General features: G+C 39.4%; 23 protein-coding genes. 14 read left to right on the forward strand and 9 right to left on the reverse strand.

The features are described from left to right. Positions 1-39: 39 nt before the first annotated feature. The 5 genes from SOI76_RS06555 to SOI76_RS06575 all read right to left on the reverse strand — a co-directional run bounded on the left by SOI76_RS06555 (position 40) and on the right by SOI76_RS06575 (position 4,152). Entirely contained in the window at positions 40-603 is a 564-nt protein-coding gene (locus SOI76_RS06555; RefSeq protein WP_104078946.1) for a flavoprotein, read from the reverse strand. 148 nt (positions 604-751) lie between these two features. After that, positions 752-1,756: an LLM class flavin-dependent oxidoreductase gene (yhbW, locus tag SOI76_RS06560; RefSeq protein ID WP_104078945.1), complete on the reverse strand. Its 1,005-nt coding sequence runs from the start codon at positions 1,754-1,756 to the stop codon at positions 752-754. A gap of 133 nt (positions 1,757-1,889) precedes the next feature. Further along, the gene (locus SOI76_RS06565) at positions 1,890-2,396 is read right to left on the reverse strand and encodes a hypothetical protein (protein ID WP_016140573.1); all 507 of its coding nucleotides are present in this window, start codon (positions 2,394-2,396) and stop codon (positions 1,890-1,892) included. 237 nt (positions 2,397-2,633) lie between these two features. Beyond that, positions 2,634-3,053 carry a glycine zipper domain-containing protein gene (locus tag SOI76_RS06570; protein ID WP_016140574.1) on the reverse strand — a complete coding sequence of 140 codons (420 nt, stop codon included), beginning with the start codon at positions 3,051-3,053 and terminating at the stop codon, positions 2,634-2,636. 193 nt (positions 3,054-3,246) lie between these two features. Next, positions 3,247-4,152: a LysR family transcriptional regulator gene (locus SOI76_RS06575; protein ID WP_104078944.1), complete on the reverse strand. Its 906-nt coding sequence runs from the start codon at positions 4,150-4,152 to the stop codon at positions 3,247-3,249. A gap of 119 nt (positions 4,153-4,271) precedes the next feature. Here SOI76_RS06575 and SOI76_RS06580 point away from each other — a divergent pair, with 119 nt between their 5' ends. The 3 genes from SOI76_RS06580 (at position 4,272) to prmC (ending at position 7,306) form a co-directional block, all read left to right on the forward strand. Then, positions 4,272-5,111, forward strand: a complete 840-nt coding sequence (locus SOI76_RS06580) for a type 1 glutamine amidotransferase domain-containing protein (protein ID WP_205668363.1) — start codon at positions 4,272-4,274, stop codon at positions 5,109-5,111. A 291-nt stretch (positions 5,112-5,402) separates the two neighbouring features. Next, positions 5,403-6,491 (forward strand): peptide chain release factor 1, encoded by a 1,089-nt coding sequence (gene prfA / locus SOI76_RS06585; RefSeq protein ID WP_002119588.1) that lies wholly within the window; start codon positions 5,403-5,405, stop codon positions 6,489-6,491. Beyond that, positions 6,491-7,306: a peptide chain release factor N(5)-glutamine methyltransferase gene (prmC, locus tag SOI76_RS06590; protein ID WP_032055663.1), complete on the forward strand. Its 816-nt coding sequence runs from the start codon at positions 6,491-6,493 to the stop codon at positions 7,304-7,306. The genes prfA and prmC overlap by 1 nt, the downstream gene beginning before the upstream one ends. A gap of 2 nt (positions 7,307-7,308) precedes the next feature. On the opposite strand, the gene SOI76_RS06595 is transcribed toward prmC, so the two are convergent. The 3 genes from SOI76_RS06595 to SOI76_RS06605 form a co-directional block, all read right to left on the reverse strand. Continuing rightward, the gene (locus tag SOI76_RS06595) at positions 7,309-8,148 is read right to left on the reverse strand and encodes an ABC transporter permease (RefSeq protein ID WP_104078943.1); all 840 of its coding nucleotides are present in this window, start codon (positions 8,146-8,148) and stop codon (positions 7,309-7,311) included. A gap of 3 nt (positions 8,149-8,151) precedes the next feature. Then, positions 8,152-9,126, reverse strand: a complete 975-nt coding sequence (locus SOI76_RS06600; protein ID WP_104078942.1) for an aliphatic sulfonate ABC transporter substrate-binding protein — start codon at positions 9,124-9,126, stop codon at positions 8,152-8,154. Between the two features lie 242 nt (positions 9,127-9,368). Beyond that, complete coding sequence (locus SOI76_RS06605; RefSeq protein WP_104078941.1) at positions 9,369-10,397, reverse strand: AraC family transcriptional regulator; 1,029 nt, start codon at positions 10,395-10,397, stop codon at positions 9,369-9,371. A 169-nt stretch (positions 10,398-10,566) separates the two neighbouring features. Between SOI76_RS06605 and SOI76_RS06610 the strand changes: the two genes are divergently transcribed. Next, the gene (locus SOI76_RS06610) at positions 10,567-11,337 is read left to right on the forward strand and encodes a 3-hydroxyacyl-CoA dehydrogenase (protein WP_104078940.1); all 771 of its coding nucleotides are present in this window, start codon (positions 10,567-10,569) and stop codon (positions 11,335-11,337) included. A 19-nt stretch (positions 11,338-11,356) separates the two neighbouring features. Further along, a complete protein-coding gene (gene acads, locus SOI76_RS06615; protein WP_104079239.1) occupies positions 11,357-12,493 on the forward strand; it encodes an acyl-CoA dehydrogenase family protein in 1,137 nt (378 codons plus the stop codon). Positions 12,494-12,582: 89 nt separating this feature from the next. Here acads and SOI76_RS06620 read toward each other — a convergent pair whose 3' ends face one another. Beyond that, entirely contained in the window at positions 12,583-13,161 is a 579-nt protein-coding gene (locus tag SOI76_RS06620; RefSeq protein ID WP_104078939.1) for a flavin reductase family protein, read from the reverse strand. Positions 13,162-13,330: 169 nt separating this feature from the next. On the opposite strand from SOI76_RS06620, the gene moeB reads away from it, so the two are divergent. The 9 genes from moeB to kdpE all read left to right on the forward strand — a co-directional run bounded on the left by moeB (position 13,331) and on the right by kdpE (position 24,310). Further along, positions 13,331-14,107 carry a HesA/MoeB/ThiF family protein gene (gene moeB, locus SOI76_RS06625; RefSeq protein WP_104078938.1) on the forward strand — a complete coding sequence of 259 codons (777 nt, stop codon included), beginning with the start codon at positions 13,331-13,333 and terminating at the stop codon, positions 14,105-14,107. Between the two features lie 58 nt (positions 14,108-14,165). Further along, entirely contained in the window at positions 14,166-15,464 is a 1,299-nt protein-coding gene (locus SOI76_RS06630) for an ABC1 kinase family protein (protein WP_002119658.1), read from the forward strand. 15 nt (positions 15,465-15,479) lie between these two features. After that, positions 15,480-15,860 (forward strand): dihydroneopterin aldolase, encoded by a 381-nt coding sequence (gene folB, locus SOI76_RS06635; RefSeq protein ID WP_104078937.1) that lies wholly within the window; start codon positions 15,480-15,482, stop codon positions 15,858-15,860. Continuing rightward, positions 15,817-16,254: a 2-amino-4-hydroxy-6-hydroxymethyldihydropteridine diphosphokinase gene (locus SOI76_RS06640; RefSeq protein ID WP_104078936.1), complete on the forward strand. Its 438-nt coding sequence runs from the start codon at positions 15,817-15,819 to the stop codon at positions 16,252-16,254. The genes folB and SOI76_RS06640 overlap by 44 nt, the downstream gene beginning before the upstream one ends. A 258-nt stretch (positions 16,255-16,512) precedes the next feature. Next, a complete protein-coding gene (kdpA, locus tag SOI76_RS06645) occupies positions 16,513-18,222 on the forward strand; it encodes a potassium-transporting ATPase subunit KdpA (RefSeq protein WP_104078935.1) in 1,710 nt (569 codons plus the stop codon). Positions 18,223-18,230: 8 nt separating this feature from the next. After that, on the forward strand, positions 18,231-20,270 hold the full coding sequence (gene kdpB / locus SOI76_RS06650) for a potassium-transporting ATPase subunit KdpB (protein ID WP_104078934.1): 2,040 nt from the start codon (positions 18,231-18,233) through the stop codon (positions 20,268-20,270). A gap of 13 nt (positions 20,271-20,283) precedes the next feature. Next, positions 20,284-20,889, forward strand: a complete 606-nt coding sequence (gene kdpC / locus SOI76_RS06655; RefSeq protein ID WP_104078933.1) for a potassium-transporting ATPase subunit KdpC — start codon at positions 20,284-20,286, stop codon at positions 20,887-20,889. Positions 20,890-20,927: 38 nt separating this feature from the next. Further along, positions 20,928-23,582, forward strand: coding sequence for a sensor histidine kinase (gene kdpD / locus SOI76_RS06660; protein ID WP_104078932.1), 2,655 nt, complete (start codon positions 20,928-20,930; stop codon positions 23,580-23,582). Between the two features lie 11 nt (positions 23,583-23,593). Beyond that, on the forward strand, positions 23,594-24,310 hold the full coding sequence (kdpE, locus tag SOI76_RS06665; RefSeq protein ID WP_000625746.1) for a response regulator: 717 nt from the start codon (positions 23,594-23,596) through the stop codon (positions 24,308-24,310). The last annotated feature ends 37 nt before the right edge of the window (positions 24,311-24,347 follow it).

A 24,347-nucleotide genomic window follows, 5' to 3' on the forward strand; every position in this document is an offset into this window, starting at 1 on the left:
ATAAAAAAGCATGGCCTAAAACCATGTTTTTTTTTACTTTTATGGTATTGCTCTGATAATAATATCAACGGGTTGTTCTATACCATCCATGCTGTGAATAGATCTATTGGTAATTTTAACAATTGGCCATGTTTGCAATTTACAGTTGGGTTTCTGAAGTGCTGCATAATAACTGTCGGATTTAAAAAATACTTTTTTGGTGGTTGCAGTATTGGGAGTCAAAAGACGCTTAAGCCATGGTTCATTTACTTGAGTTTCTAGAAAACGTAATGCCAGAATGCTTTTAACACGATTGTTAAATAACCTGCGGTTTTTGATAATAAGTGGGTGGGTAATTAACTTATGCGTACCCATCTGACTATGGGGCAAAATAAAATGAGGGGTGATTTGGAAGACGGTCACAAATTTTGCTTGCTGACAGATTTTTTCAAGATGAGTCACGCTATCTTGATTTGTACCAATAATCGCGACAGATGAATGTGAAAAGTCAAACTCTTTAATTAATGTTGAGGAAATTACTTGACCAGTAAAATCTTCGAAATCTTGAGAGATATTCTGAAAAATTACTGATTTTGAAGTGTTATTTTTAATATTAATACTCATTTTCCAAAAGTCCTTTTGGTTTTTTAAATCATGATGTTTTTATCGTTTTAATATAAATAACCAAGCAGGAAGTTGGGGTAAAGTCTTTTCAGATAGATGGTCATCCCATACTCAAAATCAATTCAAGTATGGGAGCTTGAAGTAGAGTTTAATGTTCTTTTTTTACATTCATGAGTTGTGTAAAGCTTTCTAAACGTTTAGCTGTATCGTATACATCACATGTAAAAATAAATTCATCAACATCGTATGTCGCTAAAAGTTTTTGTAAACCAGAGCGAACTGTATCTACAGAACCAATTTGCGCCATTGCATAGAAGTTTTCAACAGAAAGCTGTTCTGCTGTATTCCATAATCCCTGCATTGATTCAACTGGAGGTTTAAGCTTCAAACTTTCTCCACGAATTAAACCTAATACGCGTTGGTAAGCACTGGTTGCTAGAAACTGTGCTTCCTCATCTGTATCTGCTACAACAACAGGTACACCCATTGAAACATATGGCTTATCTAGATACTCAGAAGGTTCAAAGTTCTCTCGATAGAGTTGAATCGCTTGACCTAACATACGTGGTGCAAAATGTGATGCAAATGAGTAGGGAAGTCCAAGTTTTGCCGCGAGTTGTGCACTAAATAGACTAGATCCAAGTAACCAAACAGGGACATGGGTACTTTGTCCCGGTGTTGCAATAATTTTTTGTCCTACTTGAGGTACATCAAAATATTTTAAGATTTCGACAACATCTCTAGGAAATTGATCTTCTGTTTCTTGATGGCCACGACGTAAAGCTCGCATGGTCAGTTGGTCTGTACCAGGAGCACGGCCTAAACCAAGTTCAATACGATTTGGATATAAAGTAGCAAGCGTCCCGAATTGTTCTGCGACAACTAAAGGGGCATGGTTAGGGAGCATAATTCCACCCGAACCCAAACGAATATGCTGTGTATGTGCTGCAATAAAACCAAGTAAGACGGCTGTAGCTGAACTTGCGATACCATCCATATTGTGATGCTCTGCAAGCCAGAAACGTTCATAACCTAGCTTTTCTGCATGTTGTGCTAATTCTAGTGCGTGGCGTAATGAAAATTCGATAGTTTTATCATTACGAATGGGAGCAAGTTCCAAAATTGAAAACTTGGTATCTTGAAGTGATCGCATGCGATATTCTCGAATAAGGATATATCGAAATAATACGATATATAGGATGTGATGTATATCGTTTTTTTTCGATATTAAATTTTATCTATCAATAAAAAAGCACCCGAAGGTGCTCTTTTGATTCATTTGTGTATTAGCGGTTTTTATACCAACCACGGTGTAAGCCATTGTCATGGCGACGGCTACCGCCTTTATAATAACGACGGTCACCATCGTAATATCTACGGTCATCACGATCATAACGGCCGCGATCATAACGGTCATCGTAATTACGGTCTTCAGCTACTTTACGACCGAGTGCCGAACCACCAGCTGCACCTACTGCTGCACCGATGTAACCACCATTTGTACCGCCCATATTTTTACCAACGGTATAACCAGCACCACCACCTAATGCACCGCCAATCGCAGCTTCTGTACGATTGCGACGGTCACTTGCTGCAGCTGCACCACCAGCTCCACCTAAAGCAGCACCGATTGTTGCACCTGAGGTACCACCAATACTTTTACCAATTGCTGTACCCACTACACTACCTAAAGCAGAGGTTGCAGCAACACGCGTACCATTATCTGCATGTGCAACTGTTACCATAGAAGACGTTGCAAGTACTGCACTAGCTAACCAAATATTCATTTTCATCTTGGAACTCCATGTCCTTTTTACTGAAAGGACAGTATTTTTATCTTGAGGTAAATGTAATAAAAAATTTCGTGATAATTATGGAGAAGCCAAACGGAGATACGAGTGTTTTGTGTCGGTTTGTATGGTTTGTATTAATATGTGGATAAATCATGTGTATATCAAATGGTAGCGTGGAATTTAATCAAAAATAAAAAAGCACCCGAAGGTGCTTAAATGTCTATTCATCCACTTTGATTAGTGATGACGACGGTGTTTTTTCTTCCAGTGTTTAGAAGATCGGTCAGCATCACGGTCTTTAGAGATTTTATTACCTAAAGCAGAACCACCTGCCGCGCCTAAAGCAGCGCCGATATAACCACCGTTCGTACCGCCCATGCTTTTACCAACGGTATAACCAGCACCGCCGCCTAAACCACCGCCAATTGCAGATTCTGTACGGTGACGACGATCACTTGCAACAGCTGCACCACCAGCACCACCTAAAGCAGCACCAATTGTTGCGCCAGATGTCCCACCCATACTTTTACCAATTGCAGTACCAGCGACACTACCTAGAGCAGAAGCAGCTGCTACATGTGTTGTATTGTCAGCATGCGCTACAGTAACCATAGAAGTTGCTAAAACAGCGCTACATAACCAAGCATTTAATTTCATATTCTACTCCGTGTCCTTAACTGCAGGACGCCTAATCTTTTGTTACGGCAAATGTAACAAAACACTTCTCCTAAAATATGGAGAACCATCTTTTGAGTATTGCAGTTTAGTGTCTGGTTTGTATGTTTTCTATTAAAATAGAATATTTAATACTCATATAGAAAAAAGTAATTCTCATTTAACATTCTTAAGTTTATTTACGGTCAGTTGAACACAAGAAATCAATGAAAGCTCGTGTGGCAGAAGACATATGCTTATGTTGTGCATATAGTAAAGAGAAAGGGCGTGTATGACCTGCATAACCCTCAAGTACGGGCTGTAGCTTTCCTTGTTGAATTTTTTCATTAACGATAAATTCGTAACTCTGACATATCCCTAGCCCATTTTCAGCAAGAGACACGACTCCTAAAATATCTTCTTTTATTAAAATCCGATTCGTTGGTATCCACTGAATTTCCTGATCTATATCTTTAAAGAACCACGGAGTGACCTTGCCATTACTTGGCAACTCAAAGGCAATACATTGATGATAATTTAACTCTTCTAGTGTTTTTGGAGTACCCATACGTTTTAAGTAAGTGGGTGAGGCAACAAGTTTTAAAGGTGCCTGCTCTAAAGGGCGAGCCACAAAAGAGCTATTTGGAAGGTGTCCTTGACGAATAGCTAAATCGAATCCCTCAGCAATTAAATCAACGTTTCGATTAGAGATACTGATTTCAATTTGAATGTCTGGATATTGCAAAAGAAATTTTTCTAATAAAGGGGGCAAACGATAATGCCCATAAGTTGTGGGGACGCTTAATTTAATTTTTCCAGAAATTTGTAGTTGTTCACCTTGAATCACTCGCTCTGCATGGTCAATAAACTGAAATGCATGTTGCATCTTTTCATAATAAAGCTGACCTGCTTCGGTCAAACTTAAATGACGAGTTGTTCTTCTAAAAAACTGAATACCTAATCTTTTCTCAAGTCGTGTAATTGTTCTACTAATGACTGAAGGAGTTGTTGCTAAATAAATTGCAGCTGCACTAATAGAAAGCTTTTCAGCCACAATTAAAAACACTTCAACATCTGCAAGATGGTCAAATTGACGAGACATTTTGTCCTCAAACGCAAAAAAGATTTGTAAATATGGTTGTTTATCTACCTTACTAGCAAAAGTAGAATATATCCATCCCAGTTATAAAACCAGCAAATGGTTGGAATGAAGGTCGAATAATGAAGAAGTTAAATAAAGTAATCCTTGCTATGATTACCGCTTCAGCAGCATTAAGTGCAAATGCCGCTCATGTATTAGTTGTTTTATCTGATGAAGCCCAATTAGAGCTAAAGAATAATCAGGTTTTTAAAACAGGTTTTTACCTTAATGAATTGATGCAGCCTACAAAAATGCTTTTAGATGCAGGCCATACAGTAACTTTCGCTACACCAAAAGGGAAAGCTCCAACCTTAGATGAATCATCGAATAATGCGATATATTTTAATCAAGATGAAAAAGCGTTAAAGCAGTATGCAGGTTTATTGCATGATCTAAAATTAACATCTGCTCAAGATTCTCCAGTTGTGAGCCTATCTCGTATTGAGCAAATTGGTGTAGACCAGTTCGATGCTATTTATATTCCAGGTGGGCATGCGCCTATGCAAGATCTATTAAAAGATAAACAACTTGGAAAAGTACTTACTGCTTTCCATAAAGCTGGTAAACCTACTGCGTTGGTCTGTCATGGTCCTATTGCATTAATGTCTACTTTACCTAATGCTTCGGAAGTAATTAGCCAACTAGAACAAGGTAAAACAGTCAAAACTGGTGAATGGATTTATAAAAATTATCGGATGACGGTGATTAGTAATCAGGAAGAAGAACAGGCTAAAGCTTTATTAAAAGGTGGAGAAATGAAGTTTTATCCTCAAACTGCATTACAGTCACTTGGAGGTAAGTATCAAAGTAATACCACTGCATGGACTCCAAACGTAGTGGTGGACCGTGAACTTATTACAGGACAAAACCCAGCGTCGGCTGTTTTAGTGGGTAAAACTTTATTAAAAAAATTAAAATAATTTGGCTGAGCAAAGAGGTTTTTTAAATAAAGCCTCTATTGTCATATAAAGGGAAAATATGACTTATTATTTCCTACAGAAAAGCCAAATTATAGGCAAGTAAATAAATCTTATTCGAAATCATTATATTTATACGCCTCTACTTATTGGGAAAGTTGATGAATTGGCTGATTATATATGTCATTTAAGCAGCATAATCTGTAAACTATGCGCTATTTTTACGATTTTGCTTATCTTCTATACTTACATAGCGTTCGATAAGCTTTTTGGACTTTTGAGATATTTCCTCTTATGAAAGCGTCACTCCGTTTACGACTTGATCAACTCTGTGATCGACATGAAGAACTTACTGCATTGCTTGCAGATGCTGAAGTGATCTCCGATAACAAACGTTTCCGTAAATTGTCTCGTGAACATAGTGATTTATCTGAAATTACCGAAGTTTGGGGCAAATACCGTCAAGCAGAAGAAGATATTGAAACTGCTGAAATGATGAAGTCGGACCCAGACTTTAAAGATATGGCAGAAGAAGAAATTCAAGCAAATAAAACATTGCTTGAAGAATTAGAAAGCCAGCTCAACATTTTGATGATTCCAAAAGATCCGAATGATTCTAATGCGGCTTATTTAGAAATCCGTGCTGGAACAGGTGGTGATGAAGCTGCAATTTTCTCTGGTGATTTGTTCCGCATGTATAGTAAATATGCAGAGACACAAGGCTGGCGTATTGAAGTGCTTTCTGAAAATGAAGGCGAGCATGGTGGCTTTAAAGAAGTTATTTGCCGTGTAGATGGTGATGGCGTTTACGGTCGCTTAAAGTTTGAAAGTGGTGCTCACCGTGTGCAACGTGTTCCAGCCACTGAATCACAAGGTCGTGTGCATACGTCAGCATGTACAGTTGCGATCTTGCCTGAAATTGACGTTGATACTAACGTTGAAATTAATCCGGCAGATTTACGTATTGATACTTACCGTGCGTCAGGTGCGGGTGGTCAGCACATTAACAAAACCGATTCGGCAGTGCGTATTACTCACATTCCAACCGGTACAGTCGTTGAGTGCCAAGAAGAACGTTCACAGCATAAAAACAAAGCTAAGGCGATGGCATTGTTAGTATCGCGTTTAGAAAATGCTAAACGTGCAGCAGCCGATGCAGCAACTTCTGAAATGCGCCGTGATTTGGTCGGTTCTGGTGACCGTTCTGAACGTATTCGTACTTATAACTACCCACAAGGGCGTATGACAGATCACCGTATTAACCTAACTTTATATAAGTTAGACGCGATTATGGAAGGTGATTTAACTGAACTACTTGATAGCTTACATCGTGAATATCAGGCAGATCAGCTTGCGATGCTTGCACAGGAAAATGGCGGCTAATGAATATTGCTCAAGCGCTTGCAATTCGTGGTGAGCCTGACAGTTATGAACGACAAGAAAATGCTTGGTTACTTGAGCATTTTCTAAAAATCAATTCGCTTGAATTAAAGTTTAGACTTGAGCAAGAGTTAACTGCCCAACAAAAGCAAGATTACTTGGCTGGTCTTGAACGTATCCAAAATGGTGAGCCTTTAGCTTATGTGACGGGTTCACAGCCATTTTGGACACTCGATTTAAAAGTAACGTCTGATACTTTAGTGCCACGACCTGATACTGAGGTTTTAGTTGAAACTGTTTTAAATCTAAATTTGCCAAATACTGCAAATATTGTTGATTTGGGAACGGGAACAGGTGCAATTGCGCTTGCATTAGCAAGTGAACGTCCAGATTGGCAAGTCACGGCAACTGATATTTATGCGCCTACTTTAGAAGTCGCAAAAGAAAATGCACAAGCACATGATTTGCAACGTGTGAAATTTGCCTGCGGCGCTTGGTTTGACGCACTTGAACCACAAAAGTTTGATTTAATTGTTTCTAATCCGCCCTACATTGACCCTGAAGATGAACACATGCAAGCTTTGGCTACAGAACCACGCCGTGCATTGGTTGCAGATCATCAGGGACTGGCTGATATTGAAATTATTATTGCTCAAGGGAAAAACTGGTTAAAACCGCAAGGCTGGATTGTACTAGAGCATGGTTATGATCAGGGACAAGCTGTTCGAGATATTTTCACAGAGTATGGTTTTAGCCAAATTAAAACTATTCAAGACTATGGCCAAAATGATCGAGTCACTTTGGCATGCTGGATTTAAAATTACCTTTGTAGTGTATCTCGCCAACGTAATAACCAGTTTTCGATAAGTTTCATTAAGGTATCGGTTACTTTACCCAATAGGGCTAATAAAATAATTGCAATGATAACAATATCTGGTCGAGACGTTTCTCGGCCATCACTGAGTAAATAGCCAATCCCTTGAGTGGCTGCAATCAGTTCAGCTGCAATCATAAACATCCAAGATAAACTTAAGCTGTTACGTAAACCCGTTAAAATGCCTGGAGATGCTGCCGGTAAAATAATAGATATAATCCGCTGAAAAGCATTAAGCCGATAAACTTTTCCAACTTCAATGAGCTTTTTATCTACATTATGAATTGCTGCAACTGTATTGGTATAGGTTGGAAAAAATGCTCCGATTGCAATCAATGTAATTTTAGAACCTTCGTCAATTCCTAACCAAAGCAATAACAGGGGAATCCAAGCAAGACTTGGGATCGATTTAATTGCTGAAAAAGTTGGTTCTAAATAAGCTTCTGCTTCTTTGCTTAATCCAACCCAAATCGCAAAAATTAAACCTAAACCGCTTCCTATAATAAAGCCCAACAGAACACGCCATGTACTAATATAAATATGGGCAAACAGGTCGCTATGAGCTAAATCTAAAAAAGATTGCCATAAACTAGACGGTGCAGGGAGTAGATAAGCATCGATATAGCCATTTCTGACTAAAAACTCGCAAGCCGTTAAAAAGATGAGGGGAATGAGTAGCACTTTAAACCACCGTGTAAATTTGTGGTTTAGATGCTTTTTCTCAGATTTTGAAGCCTGCTGAGCTAAGAAGTGATTTAGCTCAGCTTTGTTAAGTGAATCACTCATATACTATTTCACGACTTTTTGAGCAAAACGAGGGTCTAACAACTGATCAACCACTTGATTGACGTTGGTACCTTTTCTAACCAAGTCTTCTTCTGTCAAAATTTTCCCAGAACGTTTTAGCGCTTGTGCTTGAGTTGCTGATGGAATGCTTTGATCGAAGTTGGTTCGGCTCAGTTGTAGTTTAGCCACAGGTAGAGGAAGTTTTGATTCTTGAGCTAAAAGTGCTGCCACTTTATCTGGATTGGCTTTTGCCCATTTTCGGGCTTGTTCGTAGGCTTTAATAACGGCTTCTACCGCTTCAGGGCTTTGCTTTGCAAAATCTTCTTTAACGCTCAGTACGCTATAGCTATTAAATCCAACATTACGATAAAGCAATTTTGCACCCGATTGAATTTGACCTGAAGCCATTAATGGATCAAGTCCAGCCCAAGCATCTACTTGGCCACGCTCTAATGCAGTTTTGCCGTCTGGGTGTTGTAGATGAACCAGTTGTACATCACGTTTACTCAAACCGACTGTATCTAGTGCTTGTAGTGTAAATAAGAAAGGATCGGTTCCTTTGGTAGCTGCTATTTTTTTACCTTTTAAATCTTTTAGGCTTTTAATTGGTGAATTTTTTGCGACAACAAGCGCGGTCCATTCCGGTTGGCTTTGTACATAAACCGTTTTAATTAGACTACCATTCGCTCGACTTAATACAGCAGCTAATCCAGCGGTAGAAGCAAAATCGACGCTGTTACTGTTGAGATATTCTAATGAGCGGTTACTACCTTGACTAAAAACCCATTTAATTTGGGTATTTGGTAGTGCTTTTTCGAGAAGCTTTTGATCTTTAACGACTAAACTGGTTGGTGCATAGTAAGCATAATCAAGTTTAAGTGTAGTCGGAATTGCTGCAAAAGCAGATGAAGCAAATACAAACCCCAATGTTGATGCCAACAAAGTCTTTGGTAGAGAAAATTTTGATTTTATAGACATGATAAAAATAAAACCGAAATGAAATAGGAGATCATCCTTTCACGTGTTTAGAGGCTTATGAACTTAGTTATTTTGATTTATAAATCAGTTTGAAAGATAAAAGTTTGAATAAAATTATAAATCACTGTTTTTATGAATATTATTAAGTTTTAAATAAAGCGTTTATCTGAAATATTGAATTTAAAATACATAAATATCATAAGCTTAATCTCTAACGCCTTAAGCTTCATTCGATGTATATGTTATTGCTTGTGTCCAGTTAAATTATCTCGATATGCACCTGGGCTGACACCTGTCCATTTTTTAAAAGCACGGTGAAATGCACTTGGGTCATGGAAGCTTAAATCTTCACTAATATCTTGAATTGAGTCATTCGTTTTGCTTAAGCGTTGAACAGCAATATCACAACGGATTTCATTTTTAATTTGTTGATAGCTTACACCTTCATGTTTCAGTCTACGTTGAACAGTGGCTTCTGAAATATTGAGTTGGTGAGCTACATCTTTAAGTTCGGGCCATTGTGCAGGGTGGAGTTTCAATAAATGGCGACGAATAAGTACACTTAAGGCATTTTCATTTTTAAAGCGAACTAAAAGATTTTGCGGAGTTTGCTCTAAAAAATCATAAAGCGCTTTTTTATCTTTCTTAATTTTAATATCTAAATAGTGGGCATCGAACTCAACTCGATTTATCTCAGCATTAAATTGAATATCTTCACCAAAACGAACTAAATAGTCCTGAATATCTTGAGGTTTAGGACAACGTACCATAATAGTATTTAAACCAATTCGCTGGTCTACCAACCAGCACATAAGTCCGTGCACTAATATTAAAAAGGTTGCGTAGGTAAACATGCGTTTAGGCTGTTCACGATCATGAATCACTAAATAAGCTTTTTTTTGTTCTCGAATGAGTTCTCCGTGCATATCATCTAAAACAAAGTTAAAAAACTTCAAAATATCGTAGAGTGCTTTTTCTAAAGTTTCAGCCGTACTGACGAGTTTAGTCAGTAATTTATAGCTTCCACGCCGCATGGGGTGGCTATCCATCCCAAAAAACTCATCGTTCATGGCATTGGCAAGCTCTATCCACAATTGGGCATAGGTTGTAACAGGCACACGTGCCTTTGGAGACATCAGTAATTCAGCGGGGATGCCTGCTTTATTTAGAATTATTTGTGTATTTAGGCCTTTGGCATAAGCTGCACTCAGTGCTTCATGTACTAGTGCAATCGAAATTGTGCCTTTACTTAAAGAAGATTGGACAACCATGTCAAAGACTCATATTTTCTTCATATATTTCAAGTGAAATACTGCATATTTAAAATTTGGATTGATCAAAAGCTGCAAGCATTTTGAGGCTTTTTGAAATTGTATCGGAAAACAACAACTTTTACTCTCACTACTAAGTTTAAAGAACATTTCTATAGGACATTACATAATGAAAATTCAAGGGAAACATTTTGTCATTACAGGTGGTGGCTCTGGTTTAGGTGCTGCAACAGCTGAGTATTTAGTCCAACAAGGTGCTTCAGTTACCTTGGTAGACATGAATGTAGAAGCAGGTGAGCAACAAGCAAAACAGTGGGGGCCAAAAGCTGACTTTGTAAAACTTGATGTGGCCGATGAAGCTGCTGCTGAACAGTTCTTTAAGGATGTTTTGACAAAACATGGTCATTTGCATGGTTTGGTGAACTGTGCGGGTATTGGCCCTTCTGCGAAAGTAGTTGGTCGTGAAGGTGTACATGATTTGGCATTATTTTCAAAGACTTTAAATATTAATGTTACAGGTACATTTAACATGCTGCGTTTTGCAGCAGATGTAATGAGTAAAAACACGGTTGAAGAAGGTGAAGAAGACCGTGGAGTGATTGTAAACACTGCGTCTGTAGCAGCATTTGATGGTCAAATTGGTCAGGCAGCTTATTCGGCATCAAAAGGCGCTATTGTTGCGATGACATTGCCGATTGCTCGTGAGCTTGCGCGACATGCTATTCGTATTATGACCATTGCGCCGGGAATTATGGAAACCCCAATGCTTAAGGGGATGCCACAAAATGTACAGGATGCTTTGGGACAAATGGTGCCGTACCCATCTCGTTTAGGAAAACCAGAAGAATTCGCTCGTTTGGTGGCACATATTGCTGAAAACTCTTACTTAAATGGTGAAGTCATCCGTCTAGATGGTGCAATTCGTATGGCAGCAAAATAATAAAAATAAGGATGCTGAAATGATCTTAAATGCTGAACAAAGTATGGTTCAGGAGATGATGCGTAATTATGCGCAAAATCAGTTAAAACCAACAGCCGCACATCGCGATAAAACCCATGAATTTCCTGCTCAGGAATTAAAAGATTTAGGTGCACTAGGTGCTATGGGGATGACCGTGCCCGATGAATGGGGCGGTGCCGGAATGGATTATGTATCTTTAGTGCTTGCAATTGAAGAAATTGCTGCGGGTGATGGTGCTATTTCGACAATCGTAAGTGTTCAAAACTCTTTGATTTGCGGTATTACATTGGCATACGGTTCAGAGCAGCAAAAACAAACCTATTTGCCAAAATTTGCATCTGGCGAATGGCTAGGATGCTTTTGTTTAACTGAGCCACATGTAGGTTCTGATGCAAGCGCGATTTTATGTAAAGCCGAGCGAGATGGCGACCATTGGGTACTCAATGGCGTAAAGCAATTTATTACCAGTGGTAAAAATGCTCAAGTGGCTTTGGTATTTGCGGTCACCGATAAACAAGCTGGCAAAAAAGGCATTTCATGTTTCCTTGTACCGACCAATACACAAGGTTACTTAGTCACTCGTATTGAAGACAAAATGGGTCAACATGCTTCGGACACCGCAACCATTTCTTTTGAGGACTGCCGAATTCCTTTAGAAAATTTGATAGGGCAAGAGGGTGAGGGTTATAAAATTGCGCTATCTAATTTAGCAGCTGGACGTATTGGTATTGCTGCTCAATCTGTTGGAATGGCAAGAGCTGCTTTTGATGCAGCGGTGCAATATGCAAATGAGCGTAAGGCCTTCGGTGTAGAGCTGGTTCAGCATCAGGCGGTTGGTTTCCGTTTAGCCGATATGGCGACCCAGATTGAAGCTGCGCATCAGTTGGTTTTGCATGCTGCAACTTTAAAAGACGCGGGGCTGCCTTGTTTAAAAGAAGCCTCAATGGCAAAGCTATTTGCATCTACTATGGCTGAACGGGTGTGTTCGGATGCGATCCAGATTCATGGTGGGTATGGCTACGTGAGCGATTTCCCTGTAGAGAGAATTTATCGTGATGTTCGTGTAAGCCAGATTTATGAAGGCGCTTCTGATATTCAACGCTTGGTGATTGCTCGTGAAGTGGCTCAAGTTTAAGTATTAGATTTTAAAAAATGTCGTTGACTGCAAAAAACCGCAATTGTTATGCGGTTTTTTGCAATTAAATGAAACTCGCTTTTTAATGATTAAATTTGAGCTTTGACTTCCTCACCAATCAAATAAAAAGTTCCACCTGCAATATAGTGCAGGCTGCGAAGTTCTTTCGGCGCATCTTGAAAGTGCCAGTGCCCATCTCTAAAAACGCGGCTATCTGCCCATGCACCTACAACAGTACCAATAAATAAATCATGAGCTGACTGATTATGGGGTTCAGGAATAAGTTTACATACAAGCCATGCGATGCAACCTGATACAAGTGGGCTAGGAAGATCTTCTTGATAAAATAGTTCAACACCACAATGCTCAAGTTTTTGTGGATCATCCAACTTACTAATAGTTCCAAGTTGATGAGTCAGATCGAGCTGTGCATAGCAAGGAACTTGTAGGGTGAAGTAACCGCTTTGCTCAACAAGCTGTCGAGTTTTCGTACTTTTATCTAAAACGACGGACACTTTGGCTGGTTTGAACTCTAAGGCACATGCCCAAGCGGCAGCCATTACATTGCGGTCGTCTCCATGTTGTGCGGAAACAAGCACAGTTGGGCCATGATTTAATAAACGATAAGCTTTTTCTAACTCTACAGGTGCAATATATGATTGCGTCATATTTAGCCTAAGTAATACAGAAAATAGATAGTCTTATTGTTGCAGAAAGTGTGAAAGAAGTAATGTGATAGGGTATTAACCGAATAAAAAAGTTGTTTCCATTTTATAGCTTTCATAATGATTAACTTAGTCATAAAATCACTTGGCTTCTAAGAGAAAGGATTAACGCGTGACCGAGCTTCAAGATATCGATTTTGTAGAGTTAAGTGATGAAGAAATGCATCTCTATAGCCGTCAGATTTTACTTGATGGGTGGGATATTGAAGCTCAGGAAAAACTCAAACTTGCTAATGTGCTGATTGTCGGTGCTGGCGGAATAGGCTGTAGCAGTGCAGAACTACTAGCGCGAGCAGGAGTTGGGAAAATTACACTGATTGATGCAGATACGATCGAGATAAGTAATTTACAACGACAAATCGCATTTGGTCATGAAGATATTGGTCGCTACAAAGCAGAAATTTTGGCTAAACGTTTACAGAAAATTAACCCTTATATCTGTGTTGAATACTATAACGAACGTTTAGATGAACATAACATTGATAGACTTGTTGAACACCAAGATGTGGTTTTAGATGGTTGTGATAATTTTACAACTCGTTATTTAGTAAATGCAGCTTGTAAGAAACATCAGGTCGCACTAATTAGTGCTTCAGCAATTGGTTTTCAGGCGCAAATGTTTATGGTTGAAGGAGATTCAGCTTGTTATGAATGTCTTTTCCCGAAAGAACAGCATAGCAATGTAGGACTGCGCTGTGCAGAGTCAGGGGTGCTTGCAACTACTCCTGTAATGATAGCGTCATTACAAGCACATCACACTTTGCTGTATTTAGGTTTAAATCGTGTACCTTTAAAGCAGAAACTATTATTGTGGGATGGTTTAAATATGACACAACGTATTGTTAGTTTTGATAAAGATGTAAATTGCCCACTTTGTCAGGCAAGCTAATCAGTAAATTAAACAAAATTTGCTACACTCAACCTGAATGATTTGGTTTTGAAGAAATATGAAAAAAAATATTTTGTTTGATGGGCTGCGTTCAGTCGCCCGCATTGGTGAAACAGCAGTGGTTGCGGCCAAAGCTGGAATTAAATACGCAACTGAAAAACCAAGTAATGCCAAACTCATGCGAGAGACTTTTGAGTCACTTGGTTCAACTTATATTAAGCTTGGTCAGTTTATTGCGAGTACGCCATCGCTTTTCCCACGAGAATATGTAGAAGAATTTCAAGGTTGTTTAGACCAGACACCAACACTACCATTTAGTTATATTCAAGGTGTGCTTGCATCTGAGTTTGAAGGACGCGATTTAAGTCAAATTTTTAGTTATATCGATGAAAAGCCATTAGCTTCTGCATCAATTGCTCAGGTTCACGCAGCTAAACTGACGACAGGTGAAGATGTTGTTATTAAAGTACAAAAGCCTGGTGTTGAAACCATTTTATATACAGACTTAAGTGTAGTGCATTGGGCTGCCAAGTTGCTTGAACGTGCAGTACCAAAGATCAAATTCGCAGCTCTTTCTGAAATTGTAGATGAAATTAAAAGCCGTATGGTCCGTGAAGTCGATTTCATTGAAGAAGCACAAAACTTAGATGATTTTGTGGAATATCTTAATATTTCACAAAATAAAGCAGCGACAGCGCCTAAAGTTTATCATCAGTTTTCTACACGCCGTGTTTTGACCATGCAACGCCTATACGGTGTGTCTTTGACTGACTTTAGTGTCGTAAAACAATATGCTAAAGATCCATCGCAAGTACTGATTACTGCCATGAATACATGGTTTGGTAGTCTCATGCTATGTAAGAGTTTCCATGCCGACTTACATGCTGGGAACCTAATGTTGCTTGAAGATGGGCGTATTGGTTTTATTGATTTTGGTATCGTCGGTCAGTTAAAACCTGAAGTTTGGACTGCATGTATTGCATTTATGGACGCCTTACAAAAAACTGATTATCAGGCAATGGCTGAAAATATGCTGAAAATGGGTATGACCCATAACAAAATTGACGTTCAGGTGTTGGCTCAAGATCTAGAGCGTTTGTTTAATGGCGTATTAATGGCCGATCCGCAACAGATCTTGTCTTCAAATCCAGCCGATTTAAACGATATCATGATGGATATGGTAGGGGTTGGAGAGCGCCACGGGATTAAATTCCCACGTGATTTTGCTTTATTATTTAAGCAAATGCTTTATTTCGATCGTTTTATGCGCGTACTCGCACCATATACTGATATTTATGCAGACCAACGTTTGAAAATGGTTCAAAATATGGAACCTGCTTCGTTGTTAAAGCACTAAGGTCAGTTTAAATTTATGGATGCCATTATTATTGAAGGCTTGAAGGTTGAGACAGTGATTGGCTGTTTCAACTGGGAAAGACAAATTATTCAACCTTTAATGTTGGATTTAACCATCCATAATGATTTGAGCCGAGCAGCGCAGTCGGACAAACTTGAGGACACACTCAACTATGCCCAAATTTGTGAGTTATCGGCTCAAACCATTCAACAAGCTAAACCTGAATTAATTGAACATGCAGCACATCTTGTTTTGAAATGTTTATTTGAAACCTTTCCAACAATTGAAAAAATTACCATAACCATCCGTAAGCCCGCCATCATTGCAGAAGCTAATGCTGTAGGAATTCGTCTTGAACGCACCAGAAACAATTTTTGCGCTCGCCCTAGCGAGTAATTTAGACGCAGATCAGCACTTTACTTTTGCGTATACGCAATTAGCAACTTTGGGGAAAGTGCAGTTTTCATCTGTTTATCAAATTCCATGCCGAGATGGTATTGGAGATGATTATTGGAATTCAGCATGTCTATTAAAAAGTACTTTATCGTGTGACCAAATAGAATCTTTTTTAAAGAAACTTGAGTCAGATTCGGGACGTGTTCGTCCATCGCATCATATTTCTTTAGATGTAGATTTGATTGCATGGGGAAGTGATCTGGACCATATGCAATTTAATTCTAAAAAATTACCTTTGGCGCTTGATGTAAAAATTCCCTTATATGAACTTTGGCCTTGTGAAACCTTAAAGGCTGATAGCATGATTTATCCAGTCGTTAATTTTAAAGTTTAAAGGCTTTCAAACTAGATTTTACGCAAACTTTACGCGGTCTTTGAGTTCCTCAATAGAGAATTTACGGGCATTTTATCCATACTGAAATTCACTAAATTAGTGTTATTTCAGGACAATAAAGATGCTTATAAATTCTCAAATGTGCATCTTGCATCAGTCTAGCATTGTGTTATGCGGACTTAAAACAAATGATATTTCTTCATCTCTCCTTATTTCCAGTTTGGCAAATCAAGCCAAGGGGTATAGAGGAGAATAGCCATGTTAGAACTTATACTTGTTTTATTTATTACTATTCTTCTAGCATGGTGCCTCGGTAAATATCTATCCAAAGTGATGACAAATCAGCCAATGTGGGGTGATGGATTATTTCGCTGGATTGAAAATCCTGTTTATCGCTTATTAGGTATATCCCCACAACAACAAATGAACTGGAAACAATATTCGCTAGCATTTGTTGTTAGCTGTGTTTTTCTAGCTGTGGCCGTTTTTGCTATTTTTATGACACAAGCATGGCTACCATTAAATCCAAATCATGCACCAAATATGAGTTGGGATTTAGCATTACACACGGTTATTTCATTTTTAACTAATACCAATCAACAGCATTATTCTGGGCAAGCTCAATTATCTTATTTGTCGCAAATGACAGGTATTGTGGGTTTGCAAGTCATTACTCCAATGATGGGGCTGGCTTTAGTTGTCGCGACCTTAAGAGCTTTCTTTTATCAGCGCCCAAGCCATATTGCAGCCGATGTTGCCGAGCAGCCAGACCAAATTTTAATTGGGAACTATTGGGCAGATGTAATTCGCCCTACAGTCCGATTCTTACTTCCGCTCTGTTTTGTTTGGTCTTTATTGCTCAACAGCCAAGGCGTACCAGCGACTTTCCAAGGCGGACCTGAAGTACAGCTGATTGATAAAGCCAATACAGTTCAAACCCAAAAAATTCCATTAGGTCCAGTTGCACCAATGGTAGCGATTAAGCAATTGGGAAGTAATGGTGGCGGTTGGTATGGTCCAAATAGTAGTGTGCCTTTAGAAAATCCAACACCGCTTTCTAATTTATTAGAAATGATTGCGATATTACTTATTCCACTTACCGTGATTTTTATGGTTGGGCATTTTACCCAGCGTAAAAAATTTGCTTACTTTGTGTTTGGTAGCATGCTTTTCATGTCGATTATTTCAGGTGCAGCGGCTGTCTGGTCTGAGAGTATGTTATCGACAGCATCTCAACTTGCCGTAATGGAAGGTAAAGAACAACGATTTGGACCAGCTGCATCAGCAGTTTGGGCAGCGATCACTACGCAGGTGAATAACGGTTCGGTCAATATGATGCATGATTCTTCTGCACCGCTTACTGGTTTAGTCGAACTCATCAATATGTTGATTAATGCGATTTGGGGTGGTGTAGGCTGTGGTCTGCAACAGTTTATGATTTATCTGTTACTTGCAGTATTTATTGCAGGTTTAATGACAGGCCGTACCCCTGAATTGTTTGGGCGCAAGATTGAAGCAGCAGAAATTAAATTGCTCGCGATTATTATCTTGATTCAACCTTTAGTTATTCTTGCATTCACCGCATTAAGCCTCAGCGTTCCAGGCATATCTGGAATTAGTAATCCGGGACCACATGGTATTAGCCAAGTGTTCTACGAATATGTTTCTGCATTTGCCAACAATGGTTCAGGTTTTGAAGGTCTTGGAGACAACACTGTATGGTGGAATGTTACTTGTAGTATCGCTCTACTGTTAGGACGTTTTCCGACCTTAATTTTGCCATTAATGATTGCGACACGTTTAGCAGCAAAAAGAAAAGCACCCGAAACAGCAGGTAGTCTTCAAGTTGAAACTCCAACCTTTGCTTTAACGCTGATTACGATTGTTGTGTTGCTTACCTTATTACAATTTATGCCAGTTCTTGTCCTTGGGCCTATTGCCGATCAACTTTTGTTGGTTAAAGGCTAAGGAGGCGAGTGAAAATGAATACACAAACTCATGTAAATAGCCATAAACAAACCATGGCAGTGCCAAATTTTGAAGTTTGGAAAAATGCATTTGTGAAACTGCTACCGCAGCATGCAATTAAAAACCCTGTGATGGCAATTGTATGGCTTGGGACAGTTGTTACAGGCATTAGTACTATCTTAGGTTACACCACACTGTTATTTGGTTTAGTGGTTACAGCAATTCTGTTTATTACCATTTTATTTGCTAACTATGCCGAGGCTGTTGCAGAGGCTCGAGGCCGTGGGCAGGCATCTTCACTACGTGCAGCAAGAGAAAATTTAACCGCTCGAAGACTCAACTCTTTGACAGACCGTCAAGCGACTCAAGTTGCAGCGACCGAACTTCATTTAAATGATTTTATTGAAGTACATGCAGGTGAGCTTGTTCCAGCTGATGGTGAAATTGTAGAAGGCTTTGCGACCATTAATGAATCAGCTGTTACAGGTGAGTCAGCACCAGTGTTACGTGAGGCTGGAACAGACCGTTCAGGTGTTATTGGCGGAACCAAAGTACTTACAGATCGTATTGTTGTGCAAGTGACTGCTGAATCTGGTCAAAGTTTCTTAGACCGTATGATTGCTTTGGTTGAAGGCTCAAATCGCCAAAAAACACCGAATGAGATTGCACTTGGCTTCTTGTTAATGGTGATGACAATCACGTTCTTAATTGTCGTGATTAGCTTGCCATTTATTGCCAAGTACTTGCATATTGAACTTGATCCAGTTGTGCTCGTGGCATTATTGGTCTGTTTGATTCCTACAACCATTGGTGGCTTGTTACCTGCGATTGGTATTGCGGGGATGAATCGTGCCCTCAAAGCCAATGTTTTGGCGAAATCAGGTAAAGCGGTAGAAGTCGCGGGTGACATTGATGTGCTTTTACTCGATAAAACAGGAACCATTACTTATGGTGACCGTCAAGCGACCTCTTTTTATCCTTTAACTTCGGTAACCGAGTCTGAGTTGAGAGCTGCTGCTTGGGTAAGTTCACTAGCCGACCCAACACCAGAAGGGAAATCGATTGTTAAGTTAGCAAAAGAACAGGGTTTAAAACAGCAAGAACCTGAGCAAGCCGAATTTATCTCTTTTAGTGCTTCGACTCGAATTTCTGGTGTGAATTTACCGAATGGTGACCAAATTCGTAAAGGTGCTTTAGATGCGATCTTGAAGTTTGTAGATGAAGATTATTCTCAAGATTTAGAATTAAAAGCACGTGTTGAACAAGTTGCCAAAAAGGGTGCGACACCATTGGTTGCCGCAAATCAACATCATGTATTGGGTGTCATCGAACTCTCTGATGTAATTAAACACGGCATTAAAGAGCGTTTTGCTCGTTTAAGAGAAATGGGTATTAAAACTGTTATGGTTACAGGTGATAACCCATTAACTGCCGCCGCAATTGCTGCTGAAGCTGGTGTAGATGATTATATTGCCGAAGCAAAACCAGAAGACAAATTGGCTTGTATTCGCACAGAACAACAACAAGGCCGTTTAGTTGCGATGGTCGGTGACGGAACCAACGATGCACCAGCACTAGCACAAGCCGATATTGGCTTAGCCATGAACTCGGGTACACAAGCTGCAAAAGAAGCCGGCAACATGGTTGATTTAGACTCTGACCCGACCAAACTACTTGCTGTGGTTGAGATTGGGAAACAGCAGCTGATTACCCGTGGTGCTTTAACAACATTTTCGTTAGCAAACGACGTCTCTAAATACTTTGCCATCTTGCCTGCATTGTTCGCTGCTGCAATTCCACAAATGCAAGTATTGAATGTAATGCACTTAGCAAGTCCAAGCAGTGCGATTTTATCTGCATTAATTTTTAACGCGATTATTATCCCGTTATTAATTCCAATCGCACTCCGAGGCGTGAAATTTAAACCCTCAACGGCAACTCAGTTACTACGTCGAAATATGTTGATTTATGGGGTGGGCGGTGTGGTTCTACCATTCATTGCCATTAAAGCGATTGATGTAGTGATTGTTCAATTATTTGGTTTGTAATCTGGAGTTTGAAATGAAAACTTATGTACAAAATTCAGAAGCAAATTTGGGTCAGACCTTAAGAGCATCTTTGGGATTATTAATTTTTACTCTGGTGGGGTGCGGTGCTGTTTATAGTGCTATCGCAACAGGTGCTGGACAAGTTTTATTTAATAATCAGGCCAATGGTAGTTTGATTGAAATAGACCATAAAACTTTAGGGTCAACGTTGGTCGCTCAGCCATTTGTGGGAGAGGCTTATTTTCATCCACGTCCTTCAGCAGTCGCTTATGACCCGATGGCTATGGCAGGTACAAATTTAGCTCGTACTAATCCTGAACTACAGCAACAAATTGATGCTCAGATTCTTGCGGTGAAAAAACAAGATCATACAGGTAATACACCGATTCCAAGCGATTTGGTGACTAAATCGGGGAGTGGTATTGATCCGCATATTAGTCCTGAATCTGCTCAGTTACAGGTTACTCGAGTGGCTCAAGCGCGTCATTTAGACCCTAAGGTTGTGGAAGAGTTACTCCAAAAGCATATTGAACCGATGCAGTTTGGTGTATTGGGGCAAGCTCATGTTAATGTATTAGAACTCAATATTGCTTTAGATCAATTACAATCTACACATTAACTTAAAAATAAAGTTGTTAGTTTACCGGATGATATTAAGTGCAAAGCAATCGCGAAAATCAGGCTGAGGCCTTATTAAATCATGTCAACAGATATCAAGCCGGTCGACTAACGGTCTTTCTTGGTGCTGCACCTGGTGTTGGAAAAACCTATGCCATGCTCGCCCGTGCCAAAGAGTTATTTCAACAGGGTACAGATGTTGTTGTGGGTATTGTTGAAACCCATGGAAGAATCGAAACTCTAAAAATTTTGGAAGGGTTGCCTCAGATTGCTAGAAAAGAAATGCAATATCAGGGGCATATTTTAGAAGAAATGGACTTGGATGCTATTTTACTTAGGCATCCGCAAATCGTTTTAGTTGATGAGTTGGCTCATCGCAACGTCCCAAATAGTCGTCATGAACGACGGTGGCAAGATGTCAATGAATTGCTAGATGCAGGTATTGATGTATTTACGACCATTAATATTCAACATTTAGAAAGCCTAAATGATGTGGTGTACCAGATTACGGGAATTCGAGTAAATGAAACGGTACCAGATCGGGTATTTGATCGTATTCGTGACATTCGCTTAATTGATTTACCCGTCAGTGAACTCATTGAAAGGCTCCATCAAGGAAAAGTCTATGTACCAGAGCAAGCAAATCTGGCATTACAAGGCTTTTTTAGCATTTCAAATTTAACGGCATTACGTGAACTGGCAATGCAATGCGTTGCTGAGCATGTCGATTCAGACTTAAAAGAGAGTTATGCCTCAAAGGGTTTGAAATCTATATCGTTGCAAAATGAATTGATGATTGCGATAGATGGGCAAGGCTCTTCTGAATATTTAGTGCGAGCAGGCTGCCGCTTAGCAGAACGTAATGGGGCTACATGGACTGTAGTGAATGTTGCTAAAAGTCTGGACTTTGGACAGAGTTCAGTGAGTTCTTATAAAAAAGAATACATTGAGATTGACCGTGCGTTTGAGCTGGCTCGGCAACTCGGTGGTCGAACAGAAGTCTTATATGGGCATCGAGTTGCGTCAGTGTTAATGGATGCCGCGGTTGACCGAGGAATTTCGAATCTAGTCATTGGCAAAAGTATTTCGCCGTGGTGGTTAACGTTATTTAAGAAAAATTTAGCTCAGCAATTATTAAATCAAGAAAACTCGATTGCTTTAACCATTTTGCACCCAGAACAGGGCACTAAAAAGATTAATCAGCTCGAAAAACCTTCATTTTTATCATTAAAAGAAAGCATTTTTGTTTTAGCTGTGACGTGCGGTAGCATTTTTCTAGCTCACTTCGCCGAAGTTCTATTTGGTATTGAAGACTTCTCTGTCATCTTTATTATTTCTGTTTTAATTGTTGCAACTAAAACTCGAATGTTAGCTGCCGTAGTGGCAGCCTTAATATGTTTCTTGGCCTATAATTTTTTCTTTATTGCACCACGTTATACCTTTCAGATTTCAGCACACCAAGGGGTAGTCACCGTTGTGGCTTTTTTTGCAGCAGCTTTAATTGCTGGACGTTTGGCTTCTCAGTTACGCCAGCAAGTTTTATCTTTAAAAGCTGCCAATGCCTACACTACGGTAATGCAAGACTTGGCGCGTAAGCTTTCTAGTGCAGTAAACCTTGAAGAAGTCATGCAAACAGGACGTATGACTTTAGAAACACAACTTCAAACTAAAGTGTGGATTTCTATTCGAGATAAAATAATTTCATCTGATATTGAGCTAAATGATAAAGAAAAAGTAGCCGCAGAATGGTGCTTGAAACACAGGCAGCCGTGCGGACGTTTTACCGATACTCTTAGTCAATCAAACTGGTGGTTTTTACCTCTTTTAGAACAAAAAAATACCCTAGGTATTGTGGGAATTTACTTTAAGGATGAAGTGGTTTCCTTAAATTTTGAGCAAAAGAAACTGACGGAAAGTGTAATCGAATATATTGCACAGGCAGTACTTCGAACCCAATTGGTGAATGAGCTTGAACAAGCAAAAGTCACTAGTGAAACAGAGCGCTTACGTTCTGCTTTATTATCTTCAGTATCGCATGATTTACGTTCACCACTCGCTTCTATTATTGGGGCAGCAGACACACTTGCCCATTTTAAAGCTGAAATGACAGAACAAGACCAACAGGATTTACTCGAAACAATTCATTTAGAAGGTGAGCGCTTAGACCGTTATATTCAAAACTTGCTTGATATGACCCGTTTGGGACACGAGGGTCTAACTTTAAAAAGGGACTGGATTGGTGTAGATGAATTAATTGGTTCTGCAACCCGCCGTTTAAAGCGCTATAAACCAGATACGCAAGTGGTCGTTCAGTTACCTGAGCAACCGATTAGTTTATATGTACACCCAGCACTGGTAGAGCAAGCTATTTTTAATGTTTTAGAAAATGCCGCAAACTTTTCACCTCCAGATGAACCAGTCATGATTCGTGCTCAGCTTTCATCAGAAGATGAAGTAAAAATTGAAATTGAAGATAGAGGAGCGGGAATTCCTGAAGACGAAAGACACCGCATTTTTGATATGTTTTATACTATGGAGCGTGGAGACCGTGGAAAATTTGGTACAGGTTTAGGGCTAACAATTGTAAAAGCGATTATTGGTGCTCATATGGGTACAATAGAAGCATTTTCAGGGCGCCAAAATAAAGGTACTTTAATTCAAATCAAATTACCCATTCATCCAGTAAAAGAATAAGTTGTAAATTCATGATAAGTTCAGAAACATCACCTGTAGAAACACGTATTGTGATTATTGATGATGAGCCTCAAATCCGTAAATTTCTAGACATTGCTTTAAGAACTCAAAAATACAAAACCACGCTCTGCGAAACGGGTTACAAAGGCCTAGAGGCTTTGGCAACTCAAGGGGCTGATTTGGTTATTTTAGACTTAGGCTTACCCGATTTAGATGGGAAAGAAGTGCTTCAAGAATTACGTAGCTGGTCGAATGTGCCAGTTATAGTCCTATCTGTACGCGCCGATGAATACGAAAAAGTTGCTTTGCTAGATGCTGGCGCAAATGACTACATGACCAAGCCTTTTAGTGTGCAAGAGCTTTTGGCGCGCATACGTGTCATTCTAAGAAATCAACCGATTCAGCAAGAAGCTCATGTGTATGACGATGGTTATCTCAAGGTTGATGTCATGCAACGATTAGTTTGGATTGAGCAACAGCCAATTACTTTAACTCGAAAAGAGTTTCAACTTTTGACTCTATTAATGCGTTATCAAGGACAGCTTTTAACACAGCCTCAGCTCTTAAAAGAACTATGGGGACCAACCCATCAGGAAGATACTCACTATTTACGTATTTTGGTGGGGAAGTTACGTAGTAAGTTGGGAGATAATGCGATTCAGCCACGTTATATTGCTACTGAACCAGGTGTTGGGTTACGTTTTTTAGCTAAACAGAAAAATCATTAATTAGATATAAAAAAACCTTAGGGTATTTCTCCCTAAG

Source organism: Acinetobacter pittii (assembly GCF_034064985.1).
Lineage (GTDB): Bacteria > Pseudomonadota > Gammaproteobacteria > Pseudomonadales > Moraxellaceae > Acinetobacter > Acinetobacter pittii_H.